This is a genomic window from Bifidobacterium tissieri, from assembly GCF_002259645.1.
Lineage (GTDB): Bacteria > Actinomycetota > Actinomycetes > Actinomycetales > Bifidobacteriaceae > Galliscardovia > Galliscardovia tissieri.
The window spans coordinates 1-14843 of record NZ_MWWV01000024.1 but is presented as its reverse complement, the minus strand read 5'-3'; the positions used below and the strand labels follow the sequence as shown (position 1 = coordinate 14843).

Below are 14843 nucleotides of genomic sequence, written 5' to 3'. Positions count from 1 at the left end.
TCCACCTGATCTGATTCGACGACTCGCGACCGTCCGTCATCATCGGGAGCATGACCGTGCGATGAAAACGACAACGACATCGTCGCACAGAACCATAACCACAAGAACACAGCCACACAAGAACACAGAGTTTGGAGCATTCATGACCAGGCACACGATTCAGGATTGCGTGATCTTCGGTGCGGGCGACTATTATGGCGACACGCCGATCATCCCCCAAAACGCCTACGTCGTCGCAGCCGACGGAGGACTCGATCATACGCGCGCGTTCGGCATCGACACCGACGCCATCATCGGCGACTTCGACTCGGTCTCGGATGACTTCTCCGCCTACATCGGGCTGAAAAATATCACACGACTACCCAGTGAGAAGGACGAAACCGACATGCTCTCCGCTGTGAAGATCGGGTGGGCGCAAGGGGCCCGACGATTCCACATCTACGGCGGTCTCGGCGGCCGCCTTGATCACACGTTGGCGAATATGCAGATGCTGGCGCGCGTCGCATGCCATGGCGGTATCGGTTTCCTGCATGGGAACGGCTTCGTGGCCACGTCGATTGCCGACGCCACGCTGGACTTTGCGGCATGGGATGCGCCGAACCGCAGCATGGTCTCCGTCTTCGCTCATTCCGACCGGGCTCACGGGGTGACTATTCGCGGCCTGAAATACGAGGTGGATGACGTGGATCTCCGCAATACGCGGGCGCTTGGCGTCAGCAACGAGTTTCTCATGGACGTCGCCTCGACGATCAGCGTGCGGGACGGCATCCTCGACATCACCTTCTCCGCCGGAGCCCCCTCCCCCACATGGCGTACGACTCGCGGGCCCGAAGGCCCCGACGCACTTGGCGAGCTCGATCTGGAGATCTCCTCCCTGCTCGCACGCCGGTGAGCAACGATAACTCTCGGCGCCCCGACTCTCACATACCCGCGCACCTCGCATAATGGCCATAATCCCACATACCGTGCGAACCGCTCACTTAGTGTGATCACACTAAAAATTGTGGGTGTTGGAATTTGCAACGATTTGCGGACATTGTCCGGTAGTGTGAGCTCACACTAGCAAAGCGGATTCCCATTCGGGCTGGCGGAAGCCGACAAGAACGGCCGTGGGAGCATCGACATCATCTCCGATGATGAGCAGCGGACGCTTGACGAGCATGCCATCGGTGGCGAGCAGGGCAATGGCGTCGGCATCGCTCATGGACGGCAGTTTGTCCTTCAATCCCATGGACCGGTACAGCTGTCCGGAGGTGTTGAAGAATCGTCGGATAGGCAGACCACTGACCGCATGCCACCGGGTCAGTTCCTCGACCGTGGGATTGTCGGTGCGGATGTCTCGTTCGACGTAGGCGATGCCATGGTCATTCATCCACGTACGGGCCTTGGCACAGGTGGAGCAACGGGGATGGCAGAGAAACAGTGGCTGGGACATGACGGGGTCCTTCCGAAACAGACGTCGGCATCAGCCAACGTCTCATCAATGAACGTCACGCATACACGTTCGTGAAGCGCTCGTGACGACATGGGAGACGATATGGGAAAGGCCCCGCCACCGGTTGCCCGGCGGTGAGGCCTTGTTGGACTAATCAGTACTGATCAGCGTCTCGCTATACTCACTCGGAGATCTCAGCGAAGTACAGCAGGGTACGGATCATGTTGGAGGTGAAGCCGTACTCGTTGTCGTAGAAGGTGACCGTACGAGCCAGGGTCACGCCGTCAACGGTGTTGACGTCGGTCTGGGTCGGATCGAACACACCACCGTGGGTGTCGCCGATGATGTCGGAGGACACGATGCCCTCATCGTTGTAGCCGAAGTACTCGGTGTTGGAGAAGGCCTCCTTGAAGGCGGCGTTGATCTCGTCGGCGGTGGCCGGCTTCTCCAGCACGGAGGTCAGCTCGGTGACGGATCCATCCGGAACCTGAATACGCTGGGCGTGGCCCTGCAGCTTGCCGTTGACCTCGGGCACAACCTTGCCGATGGCCTTGGCGGCACCGGTGGAGTGGGCGATGGTGTTGATGCCGGCGGCGCGCAGGTTGCGGCCGGTCTTGGTGCCGCGCGGGCCGTCGAGGATCATCTGGGTGCCGGTGTAGGCGTGGATGGTGGTCATGAAGCCGGCCTTGATGCCGAACTTGTCGTTCAGCAGCTTGACCATGGCAGCCATGGAGTTGGTGGTGCAGGAACCGGCGGACACGATGACGTCGGTCGGCTTGAGGATCTCGTGGTTCACACCGAAGACGATGGTCGGGGTGGTGTCGTCCTTGGCCGGAGCGGAGATGAGGACCTTCTTGGCACCAGCGTTGATGTGGGCCTGGGACTTCTCAGCGGAGGTGTAGAAGCCGGTGCACTCGAGCACGTACTCGACACCGTCGTTCTTGACCCACGGGATGTTGTTAGCATCCTTCTCGGCGTACACGGTGTATTCCTTGCCATCCACCACGATGGAGGTGTCGGTGGAGGTGACCTCGACCGGCGTGCCATCGTCGTGACGGAAGGTGCCGTGGGTGCTGTCGTACTTCAGCAGGTAGGCCAGCGTGGCGGGAGTGGTCAGATCGTTGATGGCGGCGACTTCAATATCGCCAGCCTGACCACCGCGAGCCTGCAGCTCGAAGATGCGGCGGAAAGCGAGACGACCGATGCGGCCGAAGCCGTTGATACCAATCTTAACTGTCATTTATTTATCTCCTGAATGGAAGTGGAGGGGCGCATGAGACGAACGCCCGTGTGAGCGTTCGCACACCTCTGCCAGCTGTTGCCAACGCTCCCCATACTACTTGGTTATCTGTACTTTTCGGGGGTTTTCGGTGAAAGTTTGTTCATTTGTCGCCGAAGTGTCGCCTAGCGTCCAGAACATGACCCGGCCACGCCTCACGGATGGCACGGAATCAATCGCGCAGCGCCTTGACGAACCGCACCACATCGGCCGGTTTCATGTCCGGCAGGTAGCTCTGCACCACGGCGAGCGCAATCTGCGCAAGCTTGGCGGAATCGGGATAGCAGATGTACACGCCCTGTTCCTGCGGCTGGAATTTCTTCTTGAAGCGGAACAGCGAATGAAATCCATACACGGGTTCGATGATGTCGGCCACGGCCATGAGCACATGCTGCAGGAATTCGGTTCCGCTGCCCTGCCCCTCGAATTCCATCACGCTGATGCCGGCGAGCGGCGCAGCGGACAGGCTCATGAATTCGGCTCCCTCCTCCTTGAGCCGTTCCGCCATACGGGCGATCAGGAACTCCATGACGCCGTTGGCGCTGTCGGGACGATGGCGCATGAAGTCCAGCGTCCAGCCGACGATTCGTCCCTCGCGCCACGTCGGCAGCCAGCTGGTCACGGCCTGCACGGTGCCGTCGGCGTCCACGGCGCACAGCAGCCGCACGCGCGGGTCGAGCAACTCCTCCACGCCGCCGAGCGTGAATTTCATCTCCGGCAGTGATTTCTCCTCCGCCCACTGCTCGGAGATGTCCATGATCTGCGCCTGCATGCTCAGCGACGCCTGTTCGAATGTGGTGAGTACGTCGGTGACACCGTCGCGTTTGGCCTTGTTGATGGCGGTGCGCACATCCTGCCATTTCTTGCCGCGGGTCTGCCATTGCGCAGGCAGTACGACCATCTCGGTGCCGATGTCCAGCGACTGCCAGCCGAGCGAGGCGAGCAGATCACGTTGGCCGGCGTGCACGCTGTAGAACACCGGCGTCCATGATTGTTCGGCGCAGTAGTCGATGAAATCCTTGAAGTCCCGCTCCCATTCGGCGCTGTCGCCGAACGGGCCGGTGACGGTCAATGCGATGCCATGCTCCACACGATAGGCGATCACCGATCTTCCTGAGGACGAGAACCAGTAGCGGTTGCCGTCCCAAGTGCCCATGAACGACATGGATTCGCCGTCGATCTCCACCAGCTGCGACGCCTTGGCCTGCGCCTCATGACCTTCCAGTGCGGCATCGGTGAAGCACCAGAGCGCCGCCGCCAACGCAACCGCCCAGAACACTGGACCGATACCCTGATAGACCGCCGATGCGGCGGTACCGTTCTTGGGCAGGAAGTCGGGCGTGATCTCGTTGAGGAAGCCGATCGGCAGGAATCGTCTGGGCAGATCCTCGAGCAGCAGGACGAATGTCGGGCGCTCGGTGAACTCCCCCGGTCTGGACATGCCGACGAACAGGTAGACCGCCGACAGCACCAGGAACGAGCCCGCGGACGCCGCCAGTCCCGCCGCCAGACGACGCAGGTCGGTCGGCAGTCGGAAGCATCGCATGGACATGGCAACAACGAGCGCGAAGATGATGGGCAGCGCCGCGGTGAACAGCGCGGACCGCCACGCACCGTGCACGATCAGCGCGCGCATGCCATCGGGCGATTGGGCGAGCGGAAACACGAAGTAGTAGATCAGAGCGAGTTCCGCAGTGCCGATGTTGGCGATGATGCTCGTCCACGCCGCCAGTCGGCGCCCCTTGAACAGACCCCACGACACGACCAGCATGAATGCACACGGCAGCAGTGACACGAGGATGCCGCCCGGCATGGAAAGTCGCTGCAGTCGATACTGCATGAAGCAGTCCATGGAACCCACGCCGTTGAGGCACTGCTCCAGACGGGTGTTGTCCAATGAATTCGGGCCGAGCAGCAGTCCGAGCGTGGACAGTGGTCCGTGATGGATCGGCGAGGACATGGCGACCAGCGGACCAAGCGCGAACACGGCCGAGACAATGCCCAGCATGCGTCTGGTCTCCAGCACCGTACCGTGGTTCCACTGGATACGCTCATCGTCACGCTGCGCCATGAGATAGCCAAGCAGATGCCCGAACAGCGCGGCCGCGAGAATGCAATAGTCGCCGGGCTCGCCTCGGTACAGCACAAGCGTGGCCACAATCGCGTAGCCGATCACGCGGATGCGATGCCGCCAGAGCAGTGAGGTGAACGCGCTCGCCGCCATCAGGGGACCGACAACCACCGCAAGCGGTCCGAGCACGGTGCCCGTCTGCGCCATGGTCCGCCACACCATGCTGTGTCCGTTCACCATCACGGACACGCCCATGCCCGCGGCGATGCCGCCGACGGAACAGATCAACGCGATCCACACCGTCTTGACGGCACCGAATCGGGACTCCGCAACCGATCCGGCTATCAGCAGCACGGGGATATCGAGCAGCAGCCGCAACGGATGCATGACGATCAGCAGAGCGAACGGCACCACGTAAAGCATGCCGTGCCCGAGCTTGTCGTAGCTGATGCGCGCCGACTGCGGCGGGAACGCGCTTCCGGTGACCGCCGTCCAGATGGCAAGTCCGAGATTGATCACCACCACGGCAAGCGCGAACCCCACGGCAAGCGGATTGGAACGAATCCACTGCGTCACGTCGGTGAGCAGCGGCCTGAACGAATACGATCGCCGTGTCGGCTTCGCCGGTTTCAATTTCTCCGTCTTCATCGGTTTGGATGCTTCCTGAGGCGACGGTTCCGTATGTTGCGCCTCATTGTTGGCTGTCGTCATCGTGTCGGTCATCACTCCCCTTTGTCCGGGATCGTTGCCACGTCAAGCGGTCGTATATTGTTGAAATCCTCCAGTGGCCGGGCCTGACCGCCAAGCCCGAGCTGCATGCCGAGCCTGTCGACACTGGCACGCAACGCGGACTGCACGGTATGCCAGTCGTGTCCGGTCCCTTCCACCACGAAGGTGGTCGTATCCATGCCGATATCCTTGGCCACGCCCGCGACCTGCGTGATGTTCGATATGGATTCGTCGTCCAGAGCGCCAGCCGCCATGATCAGCGTCTGATCGGAATGTTTCCGTGCACGCATGATGTCGATCGGCACATGCCGGCGATAGGCGTTCTCGTCGTCGTTGAAGAACGTTTGGATCATCGAACGCTCGCTGCCATTGTGGGGACCGAGCTCGGCACCCACGGTGAACATATGTCCGTACAGGTCGGGATGCGACGGTCCGAGTTGGATCGTGCAGGTGCCGCCCTGCGAGAAGCCGCCGATGGCCCAATGGGCGGCGTCGCGCTCCACCGGCAGCGTGTCGCGAATCCAGTTCGTGACGTCACGGGTGAGATAGGTTTCCGCGTTGCCGTACTTTCCCGAGTCGACGCAGAGTGTGTTGTGGAAGGCATTGCCCAGCTGGTCCGGCGATATGACGATCGGCGCCAGCCCGTGGTGCGAGGCGGCGTAGTCGTCGAAGATGCGCCGTAGCTGACCGGCGAGGAACGTGCGGTCGGGACTGCCCGGCTGACCGGACATCATGATGAACACCGGCAGTTTCGGCGGATCATCCACCAGAGCGGCCGGCGGCAGATAGATGACGGCGTCACGGGCCCGGAATCCGGACTGCGTCGCCGGGATGGCGACCGACGCCACCAGACCGTGCTCGGACACCACAGGGTCATGCCCTCGTTCAACGGCATTGTTCCATTCTTCGACAGTGGTGGTCGCCGGATGGATCAGGGAGGGGTCGAACGTGCGGAACGTGGACACGCCGAGCACACTACCCAATGTGGGATATTCGCCATACACGCCGTTGACGTTCACGGCGCAGGACAGCACAGCGAACGGCACCAGCACGATCGCCAGCAACCGTCGGCGGGCGCGGAACACCATGATGGCGGCGGCAAGCGCGCCGATGACCGCGCATCCGGCACCCACAACAAGATCAACCGCGATTCCCAGTTCCACGCCGAACACCAGAAGCCGGTCGAGCAGGAACGTGATGCCGAATCCCACCACGAACCCTATGACCGCACCAGCCGGCATCCACGATGCGCGATACGAGCGGATACGCGCGACGATGCCCGCGATCGGACCATGGGTCCTCTCATTCGAATCGGATGGTTCACAGGCGTCGTTCGCCGTCCGGAGCGACATGACGAACAGGATGATCACGCCGATGCAGACCACTGCGAACAAGCCCATCGGCAGCCATCCCGAGTCGATATGAATACGCAGCAGATCGCGAACCCACTTCGAACGCACTCCGGATCACCTCACTCGTTTCGTCTCGCCATGTCACGTATCGTCAATACGGTTTTCCAACGCAGAAACGATAGACCCGACACCGAATCATGGTCATCATCCTCAGGATTGATTTGACGAATGCACACACTGGCCGCATGATTCGGCATCCCGGATCACAAACGATCGCTCGGACAGTCCGGAACGATGCCGGTTGCCCGGTTGACCGCTGAGGGTATTACTGAAGGCATGTCTAAGAAAGCGAAGAACAAGGGCAAGGGGTCCACACCCGCCACACTGCAACTGGAGAACGCGGGCGTGGAGTTCACCTTGCATGAATACGAGCATTCCAACGACCACATGGACGATGGCTACGGCGTGGAGGCCGCCACCAAGCTCGGCTACGACCAGCATCAGGTATACAAGACGCTGCTGGCTGACACCGGCGACGAGTTGGTGACCGCTGTGGTGCCGGTGAGCGGACACCTGGATATGAAGGCGCTGGCCACGGCCGTGGGCGCGAAGAAGGCGCAGATGGCCGACCCGAAGAAGGCCATGCGTCAGACCGGCTATGTGGTGGGCGGCATCTCCCCGCTCGGGCAGAAGACCCATCACCGTACGGTGATCGATGAGGGGGCGCTTGCCTTCGATGAGATGCTCGTCTCCGGAGGCAAGCGAGGACTGAGCATCGGCGTGGCCCCAAGGGATCTCATCGACGTGCTGGATGCCGTCACCGCGCCAATCGCCACGTGGTAGCGGCCCACAGTCTCGTTTAGCGGACGCGGCGTAGTTCGGCGGGCAGGACGAAATGCATTTTCTCCTTCGTGGTGGTCACGTAGGAGACATCCTCATACCCCATGGCCTTGAGCGCATCCACCACGCCGGAGACGAGCGCCTCGGGAACGGATGCGCCGGAGGTGACACCCACCGACGAGGCGTGCTCGAACCATGCCGGATCAAGTTCGCTGGCATCGTCCACCCGCCATGCCCGCCCCCTGCCGGCGAGCGCCTGCTCGGCGACCTCCATGAGGCGTACGGAATTCGATGAGTTCGCCGATCCCACCACGACCACGCAGTCGGACTTTTCGGCAACGGATTTGACGGCGGTCTGCCTGTTCTGTGTGGCGTAGCAGATGTCGGAGCTCGGTGGCTCGATGATCCAGGGGAAGCGCTGCTTGAGCGCTTCGATCACGGAACGGGTCTCATCGATCGACAGTGTGGTCTGTGACAGATACACGAGTTTCGATTCGGGGGGAAAGTCCAGTGCGCTCACATCATCGGCGTGTTCGATCAGGTGGACGTGCTCCGGCGACTCCCCCACCACGCCGACGGCTTCGTCGTGCCCACGGTGTCCGATGTAGACGATCTCGTAGCCGTCCTTGACATACCGCAGCACTTCACGATGCACCTTGCTGACCAGCGGACAGGTGGCGTCCACCACGTGCATGCCGCGACGCGCGGCCTCGTGCTGCACCGCCGGGGAGACGCCGTGCGCGGAGAACACGATGGGGATGCCCGCGGCCACGGCCTCGTCGGGGATCTCGTCGAGCTCCTCCACGAACACCGCTCCCTGCGCGGCGAGATCACCCACCACATGACGATTGTGCACGATCTGGCGGCGCACATACACGGGAGGCAGCCCCTTCGGATGGGCGTCCCCTCCATTCTTGGCCGCCTTGAGAATCGTCTCGACGGTCTGGATGGCGCGGTCGACTCCGGCGCAGAAGCCGCGCGGATCGGCCAGCACAATGCCCTTGCCCATGGATACAGCCTTTCCCTATCAACACAAACTGCAACCCATGGTAAGGCATCACGGCGAAGAGCCCGCGTCGAGAGCAGACATCCCACATATGCGGGTACACTAATGAGAGCGGTAACATGCGGTAACATGATTGCCGCAACGACCAATCGACATGCATCCGATTCGGATGTTCACTACGGGAGTGATGGATATGGCAAGCAAGAACCTGCCGCCGCGTACCGGCCAGCAGTATTCGATTTCATGCGGCGACTACGAGGCCGTGATCACGGAGCTGGGCTCCACAATGCGCAAGGTGACCTACAAGGGCAGGAACGTGATCGTTCCCCTCGGCCCGGACGATCCGATCACCTGCTGCCAGGGACAGCTACTCATCCCGTTCCCCAACCGCATCAAGGACGGCAAGTACACGTTCGAGGGCAAGACCTATGAACTGCCCATCGACGAGCATGACCGCAACAACGCCATCCACGGATACGGCTACCGCTCCTTCTGGAATCTCGAGACGCTCACCGAATCCTCCGTCACGCAGACGTGGCGAGTGCCGAACATGAACGGATATCCGTTCGATCTGCTGGTCACCTGCACGCATGAGCTGGCCGAGGACGGCATGCATATCACCGTGAGCGCCTACAACAACGGCGACATCAACGCACCGTGGGCCATGGCCATCCACCCGTGGCTCGACAACGGATTCAACGGATACGGCGACGAGATCGACGGCCACAACGCGCAGTGCCATCTGACCGTGCCCGGCGACACGCACGTGACCGTGGATGAGAACCTGATCCCCACCGGCACCGAATCCGTGGAGGGAACCAAGTACGATCTGCGTCAGAACCCGCTGCTGGTCGACCAGCCGTTCGACGACGCCTGGACCGACCTGCATCATGACGCCGACGGCACCGTGACCGCCACGTTCACCCGTCCCGACGGTCTGACCGTCAAGGTGGGCGGCGACGAGACCATCACCTCGTTCCAGGTGTGCACCGGAACCGGATTCCCCGCGTTCATGCACCCGGCCGGCACCGCTGTGGAGCCGCAGACCGCTTATGCCAACGCCTTCAACACCGGCATCGATCTGGTCAGCATCAAGCCCGGTGAGACCTTCACCAGCAAGCTGTTCATCAGCGCAAGCCTGTGATCACCCGTTCGTGGATATCCACGAATATCCACGAACACAGTGACGGGCGCATAGTGACGGCCCCCGGATGGATGACCGGAAAATGAACCGTGGGTTGACCTCAAGTTGTATTTGTCCCACAAATATGGGATAATCCATCAGGCTTATTTCATCATCAGTAAAGGAGTCCATCATGGGCAAGCGCGGACGTCTGCGTCGTGACCGCCGTAAGAAGGCTGCAAACCACGGCAAGAGGCCGAACGCCTGATTTTTGCAGGCAGGCTTTCCAAGCGGAAGAACCCCGGAATGTCATATCGACATCCGGGGTTCTTTTTGTAATCAGGGCTTTCGTCCAAAGCTCGCGATTCGCTCCAATTCAGGTTCGCATACACGAAGAAATCAGCATGGTCACCGGTATGGTCAGGGTATAGCCGGCGAGCTGATCTCCGTCCGCCTTCTACCGGCCCTCATCGCGCAGACATTGACGCAGACGCTCGATCAGGCAGTCGGGCGCGCCATCCGGACGCAGATAGGCCCTCAGCATTTCGATCATGGCCTTCTCACGATCGTCACAGCAGGTGTTGATATCGAAACACTCACCCGGATTGTCGGCGTTCGCGTCATTCCCGCCGTCGGATGGGGACGCCGATGCAGTGCCGATCACCGTCTGCGTGATCGTCGTATGCCGAACACCGGCCGGATCACTCGTGACGCTGACGCTGGTATGGCGTTCGATATGACCGTTCATGAGCGCTCCTTTCCCACGGCACGGCCATCGACTGTCGTCCGCCGATCGTCATGCGGCCGCTGTTTTCCATTATCGCCTGAATCGCGGTCTTCGGGGTTCGCGGTTGGTGAAACCGTCTTCCGCGCGGATTTCACCCTGCCCGTTTTGCCGTACCCGCGTTCGCGGGCGTAGCTTTCCAATTCGCGCCTCAGCTGAGTGCGGGCGCGGTTGAGACGGCTCATCACCGTGCCGATCTTCACGCCCTGCTCATCGGCGACCTGCTGGTACGACTTGCCATCGATGGCAGCATCGATGAACACCTGCCGGCGTTCCGGGCTGAGTTTGTTCAACGCGGCCATGATCTCCTCTGGCGCGAACGCATCCCAGTAGGTCTGCTCGGCGGACTTCAGCCCTTCGCCGCTATGCTCGGACGCGGAGTAGATATCCCAGTCGTCGTACTCCCCCGTCGAATCATTGGCGCGCTGCGGACGACGCTTCGCCTTCTGGTACTGGTTGAAGTACAGATTGCGCTCGATGGTGGTCATCCATGCCGCGAAGTTGGTGCCGGCCTTGAACGAGTCGAAGTTCTTGAACCCACGTTCGAAGGTGTCCTGAACCAGATCCTGTGCGTCCTCGGGATTATTGGTCAGCTTCATCGCCTGACGATACAGGCCATCCACCGCCGGCATGGCCAGCGCTTCGAATTCGGCACGCCGGCCCCCGTCGGTCGCCTCGGGAATCTTGTTGTCAACCACCATTCCATTGTGCCACGGTCGACCATCCAAACCGTTGAGCTCATCCGTTGTCGTCAATCACGCCGACAATACAAGACATGACCGAATTGCTTACGGCGCTTGACACGGCGCCACATCAGACCGCTGATCAGACGCTGGCCGATTCCTGGCTGCTCGGATTCGACACCGAGACCACAGGCATCGCCCCCGGCAGGGATGCCATCTGCTCGGCGACGCTGGTGCTACGGGATCCCGCCAGAGGATACGAGGCGGATGTGGTCGGCGAATGGCTGATCAATCCTCATCAGCCGATCGCACCCGCGGCAAGTCGGGTGAACGGCTTCACCGACGCCTTCCTGCAGGAGCACGGCGGTGAGCCAACCGAACTGCTGGAGCAGATCGCGAATGTCATCGCCACGGCGCAGAACCACGGCATCCCCCTGCTCGCCTACAACGCGCCATTCGATGTGCATATGCTTGAAGGCGATCTGGCCCGTTGGGGACTGACCCCGCTGAACGACCGTCTGCACGGCGAACTGACCGTGGTGGACCCGCTGGTGATCGACCGCGAGATCTCCCATCGCAAAGGCAAGCGCACACTGACCGACACCACGTTCTACTACGGAGTGGAGCCGCATGGCGACTTCCACGACGCCACCGCCGACACCATTGCAGCGGTCGATCTGATCGCACCGATCACCCGGCTCTATCCACAGACCGGCAGGATCACCCTTGGCGAGCTCATGGACTGGCAGCGAGACGCCTACCGCCGCTGGCAGGATTCGTTCAACCAATGGCTCACGTCCAAGGGACGGACTCCCAGCACCGACTCCTGGTTCGCCTAGGAGCCGCGTGATGATCGCAGAAACTCGGATCATCACGGAATCATCATATTGTTCCCAGCGTTCTTGAACGCATGCGGAGATACACTGTCAGCGATTCCGGCGGCACGGGCATGTTCCGCGTCATCCGCCGGATGGAGGTACCATCATCCGCAACGTCCAGTCAGGAACAATGGAAACCATGACGCTCTCACTCGCATCCGCCGCTCGTCTGCTCGAACAGCAGGGGCTGCTCCGGGAAATCATTCGCAACGATCACTGGTCACTCGACCCCCAGGCTTTCGATGACATCGAATTCACGTCGGTCACCTACGATTCTCGAACCGTGGACCACGGCACGCTGCTGTTCTGCAAGGGCCGGTTCAAGCCCGAATACATGGTCGCCGCCAGCAAGGCCGGTCTTGCCTGCTACGTGGCGGAAACCGACTATTCGGAGCACACCGATGCCGTCGGACTGATCGTGGACGATTCCCGCAAGGCGATGAGTCTGCTGTCGGCCGAGTTCTTCGGACGCCCGCAGGACTTCCTCACCGTGGTGGGCATCACCGGCACCAAGGGCAAGACCACCACCGCCTACTTCACGCAGGCCGTACTCAACGCCTGGTCGGGAGGCAAGGCCGCCCTGTTCTCGTCGGTGGACAACTGCCTCGACGGCGAACACTACGAGGAATCCGATCTGACCACTCCGGAGTCGTTGGATGCGTTCCGCATGATGCGCACGGCCGTCGACAACGGCATGAAATACCTCGTCATGGAGGTCAGCTCCCAGGCCTACAAGGTCCACCGCGTGCACGGACTGACCTTCGACGTCGGCGCCTTCCTCAACATCAGCCCCGACCACATCAGCCCCATCGAACACCCCACCTTCGAGGACTACTTCCACTGCAAACGCCAGATCATCGCCAACAGCCGCACGCTTGTTCTCGGCAAGGGATGCGCGCACTCCGATCTGATCCGTCAGGACGCCGCACGTGCCGGCATCGCCGTGACCGAGACGGCACCGCGCGAGCAGGTGATGGAATCCCACAATCTGGCCATCGACGGCGACTTCAACTATGCGAACGCGGCAGCGGCCCTGGCGATCGCCCATGTGATCGGTGTCCCCGACGGCGATCCGTCGCTGAACGCCATGGACACCGTACGTATCGCGGGCCGTATGGAACAGTTCCATGATTCCCACAGCAACACGGTGGCGATCGTGGACTACGCGCATAACTACGCCAGCGTGAACGCGCTGCTCGACTTCGTGGACAAGCGCTTCGGCGCGGATCACCCGCATATCACGCTGGTCACCGGCTCGGCCGGCAACAAGGCCTACGACCGCCGCGACGGCATCGTCAACGCCGCGCAGTCACGCATCGACCAGTTCGTGTTCACCACCGAGGACAGCGATACCGAACCGTATCTCGACATCTGCAGGCAGATGCAGGGGTACGTGACGGCACCGAACGTGGAGTCGACGATCATCGTGGACCGCACCGAAGCCGTGACCTGGGCCGTGGACCGCGCGCGGGAACGCGACGGACGCCTCAACGTGCTGCTGCTCATCGGCAAGGGCGACGAACGCTGGATCAAGGATCACAACCGTCATGTGGCCTATGAGGGCGACGACCGTCTGATCGCCCGCCTGTTCGGCACACAGGAGTGACCCGCACTACACGGCCGCTGTAGAATATCCGTCGTGCATGCCGATGAAGTTGTGGCGTGCACGACGGATATTTGAGAGAAGAGGACCGTATGCCCATGGAATCGAATCGTTCCGGACTGTGCCTGGCTTCGGCAGCGCAGCTGCTCGCCCAGCATGGACTGCTCCGCGAGATCATCGCCGGCGAGGTCTGGACGCTTGACGCACACGATCTACCGAACAGCGAGACGCCGTTCACCACCATCACCTACGACACCCGCGAAGTGAAGCCGGGAAGCCTGTTGTTCATCAAGGGACGATTCGACCCAAGATTCCTCGACGGCATCGACGATCAGGGTCTCGCCTGCTATGTGGCGGAAACCGACCATGAGGATCGCACCACCGCTCCCGGACTGATCGTGGACGACGTGCACAAGGCGATGAGTCTGCTGTCGGCCGAGTTCTTCGGACGCCCGCAGGACTCCCTCACCGTGGTGGGCATCACCGGCACCAAGGGCAAGACCACCACCGACTATTTCACCCACGCGATTCTCAACGCATTCTCCGACGGCCATGCGGCTATGACAAGCTCGATCGCCGTCTGTCTGGACGGGAAAACCTGGGAACCGTCACATCTGACCACTCCGGAGTCGTTGGATGCGTTCCGCATGATGCGCACGGCCGTCGACAACGGCATGAAATACCTCGTCATGGAGGTCAGCTCCCAGGCCTACAAGGTCCACCGCGTGCACGGACTGACCTTCGACGTCGGCGCCTTCCTCAACATCAGCCCCGACCACATCAGCCCCATCGAACACCCCACCTTCGAGGACTACTTCCACTGCAAACGCCAGATCATCGCCAACAGCCGCGCCATGGTGATCGGCGCGGACAGCGACCATCTCGGTCTGCTGCTGCAGGCGGCCGAACAGCACGACGCGCCGACGACGACGTTCGGCATCGACGCCGCGGACGGCGGCCATGAATCGCAAACCCACGTCGACATGATCATGACGCCCGATCCGAGCCGCAAGACCGGATTCGACATCACCTTCCACGACGATACGCAGTCGTTCGAACT

Annotated in this window: 14 protein-coding genes; 7 read left to right on the top strand and 7 right to left on the bottom strand. The window is 61.4% G+C overall.

Going from position 1 to position 14843, the window contains the following annotated elements; translation table 11 throughout:
* The first annotated feature begins 142 nt into the window (after positions 1-142).
* On the top strand, positions 143-892 hold the full coding sequence (locus BTIS_RS11290) for a thiamine diphosphokinase (RefSeq protein ID WP_094665526.1): 750 nt from the start codon (positions 143-145) through the stop codon (positions 890-892).
* A gap of 162 nt (positions 893-1054) precedes the next feature.
* Here BTIS_RS11290 and BTIS_RS11285 read toward each other — a convergent pair whose 3' ends face one another.
* The 4 genes from BTIS_RS11285 to BTIS_RS11270 all read right to left on the bottom strand — a co-directional run bounded on the left by BTIS_RS11285 (position 1055) and on the right by BTIS_RS11270 (position 6974).
* Positions 1055-1435 (bottom strand): arsenate reductase family protein, encoded by a 381-nt coding sequence (locus BTIS_RS11285; RefSeq protein ID WP_094665524.1) that lies wholly within the window; start codon positions 1433-1435, stop codon positions 1055-1057.
* Between the two features lie 181 nt (positions 1436-1616).
* Positions 1617-2675: a type I glyceraldehyde-3-phosphate dehydrogenase gene (gene gap, locus BTIS_RS11280; RefSeq protein WP_094665522.1), complete on the bottom strand. Its 1059-nt coding sequence runs from the start codon at positions 2673-2675 to the stop codon at positions 1617-1619.
* 211 nt (positions 2676-2886) lie between these two features.
* The gene (locus BTIS_RS11275; RefSeq protein WP_094665564.1) at positions 2887-5433 is read right to left on the bottom strand and encodes a bifunctional lysylphosphatidylglycerol flippase/synthetase MprF; all 2547 of its coding nucleotides are present in this window, start codon (positions 5431-5433) and stop codon (positions 2887-2889) included.
* Between the two features lie 74 nt (positions 5434-5507).
* Complete coding sequence (locus tag BTIS_RS11270; RefSeq protein WP_094665520.1) at positions 5508-6974, bottom strand: alpha/beta hydrolase; 1467 nt, start codon at positions 6972-6974, stop codon at positions 5508-5510.
* Between the two features lie 228 nt (positions 6975-7202).
* Here BTIS_RS11270 and ybaK point away from each other — a divergent pair, with 228 nt between their 5' ends.
* Positions 7203-7709 (top strand): Cys-tRNA(Pro) deacylase, encoded by a 507-nt coding sequence (gene ybaK, locus BTIS_RS11265; RefSeq protein ID WP_094665518.1) that lies wholly within the window; start codon positions 7203-7205, stop codon positions 7707-7709.
* A 16-nt stretch (positions 7710-7725) separates the two neighbouring features.
* On the opposite strand, the gene BTIS_RS11260 is transcribed toward ybaK, so the two are convergent.
* Entirely contained in the window at positions 7726-8715 is a 990-nt protein-coding gene (locus BTIS_RS11260; protein ID WP_094665516.1) for a 4-hydroxy-3-methylbut-2-enyl diphosphate reductase, read from the bottom strand.
* A 190-nt stretch (positions 8716-8905) separates the two neighbouring features.
* Here BTIS_RS11260 and BTIS_RS11255 point away from each other — a divergent pair, with 190 nt between their 5' ends.
* On the top strand, positions 8906-9856 hold the full coding sequence (locus BTIS_RS11255; RefSeq protein WP_094665562.1) for an aldose 1-epimerase family protein: 951 nt from the start codon (positions 8906-8908) through the stop codon (positions 9854-9856).
* Between the two features lie 172 nt (positions 9857-10028).
* Positions 10029-10103: a 50S ribosomal protein bL37 gene (locus BTIS_RS12340; protein ID WP_369299097.1), complete on the top strand. Its 75-nt coding sequence runs from the start codon at positions 10029-10031 to the stop codon at positions 10101-10103.
* A gap of 189 nt (positions 10104-10292) precedes the next feature.
* Here the strand turns inward: BTIS_RS12340 and BTIS_RS11250 are convergent, their stop codons facing one another.
* A complete protein-coding gene (locus BTIS_RS11250) occupies positions 10293-10583 on the bottom strand; it encodes a hypothetical protein (RefSeq protein WP_094665514.1) in 291 nt (96 codons plus the stop codon).
* Positions 10580-11251 carry a sigma-70 family RNA polymerase sigma factor gene (locus BTIS_RS11245; protein ID WP_245819440.1) on the bottom strand — a complete coding sequence of 224 codons (672 nt, stop codon included), beginning with the start codon at positions 11249-11251 and terminating at the stop codon, positions 10580-10582. Before BTIS_RS11245 ends, BTIS_RS11250 begins: the two co-directional genes overlap by 4 nt.
* Before the next feature lie 143 nt (positions 11252-11394).
* Here BTIS_RS11245 and BTIS_RS11240 point away from each other — a divergent pair, with 143 nt between their 5' ends.
* The 3 genes from BTIS_RS11240 to BTIS_RS11230 form a co-directional block, all read left to right on the top strand.
* The gene (locus BTIS_RS11240; protein WP_094665510.1) at positions 11395-12141 is read left to right on the top strand and encodes an exonuclease domain-containing protein; all 747 of its coding nucleotides are present in this window, start codon (positions 11395-11397) and stop codon (positions 12139-12141) included.
* A 178-nt stretch (positions 12142-12319) separates the two neighbouring features.
* Positions 12320-13786 carry a UDP-N-acetylmuramoyl-L-alanyl-D-glutamate--2,6-diaminopimelate ligase gene (locus BTIS_RS11235; RefSeq protein ID WP_094665560.1) on the top strand — a complete coding sequence of 489 codons (1467 nt, stop codon included), beginning with the start codon at positions 12320-12322 and terminating at the stop codon, positions 13784-13786.
* A gap of 95 nt (positions 13787-13881) precedes the next feature.
* A partial coding sequence (locus BTIS_RS11230) for a Mur ligase family protein (protein ID WP_245819435.1) occupies positions 13882-14843 on the top strand: 962 nt, incomplete at its 3' end.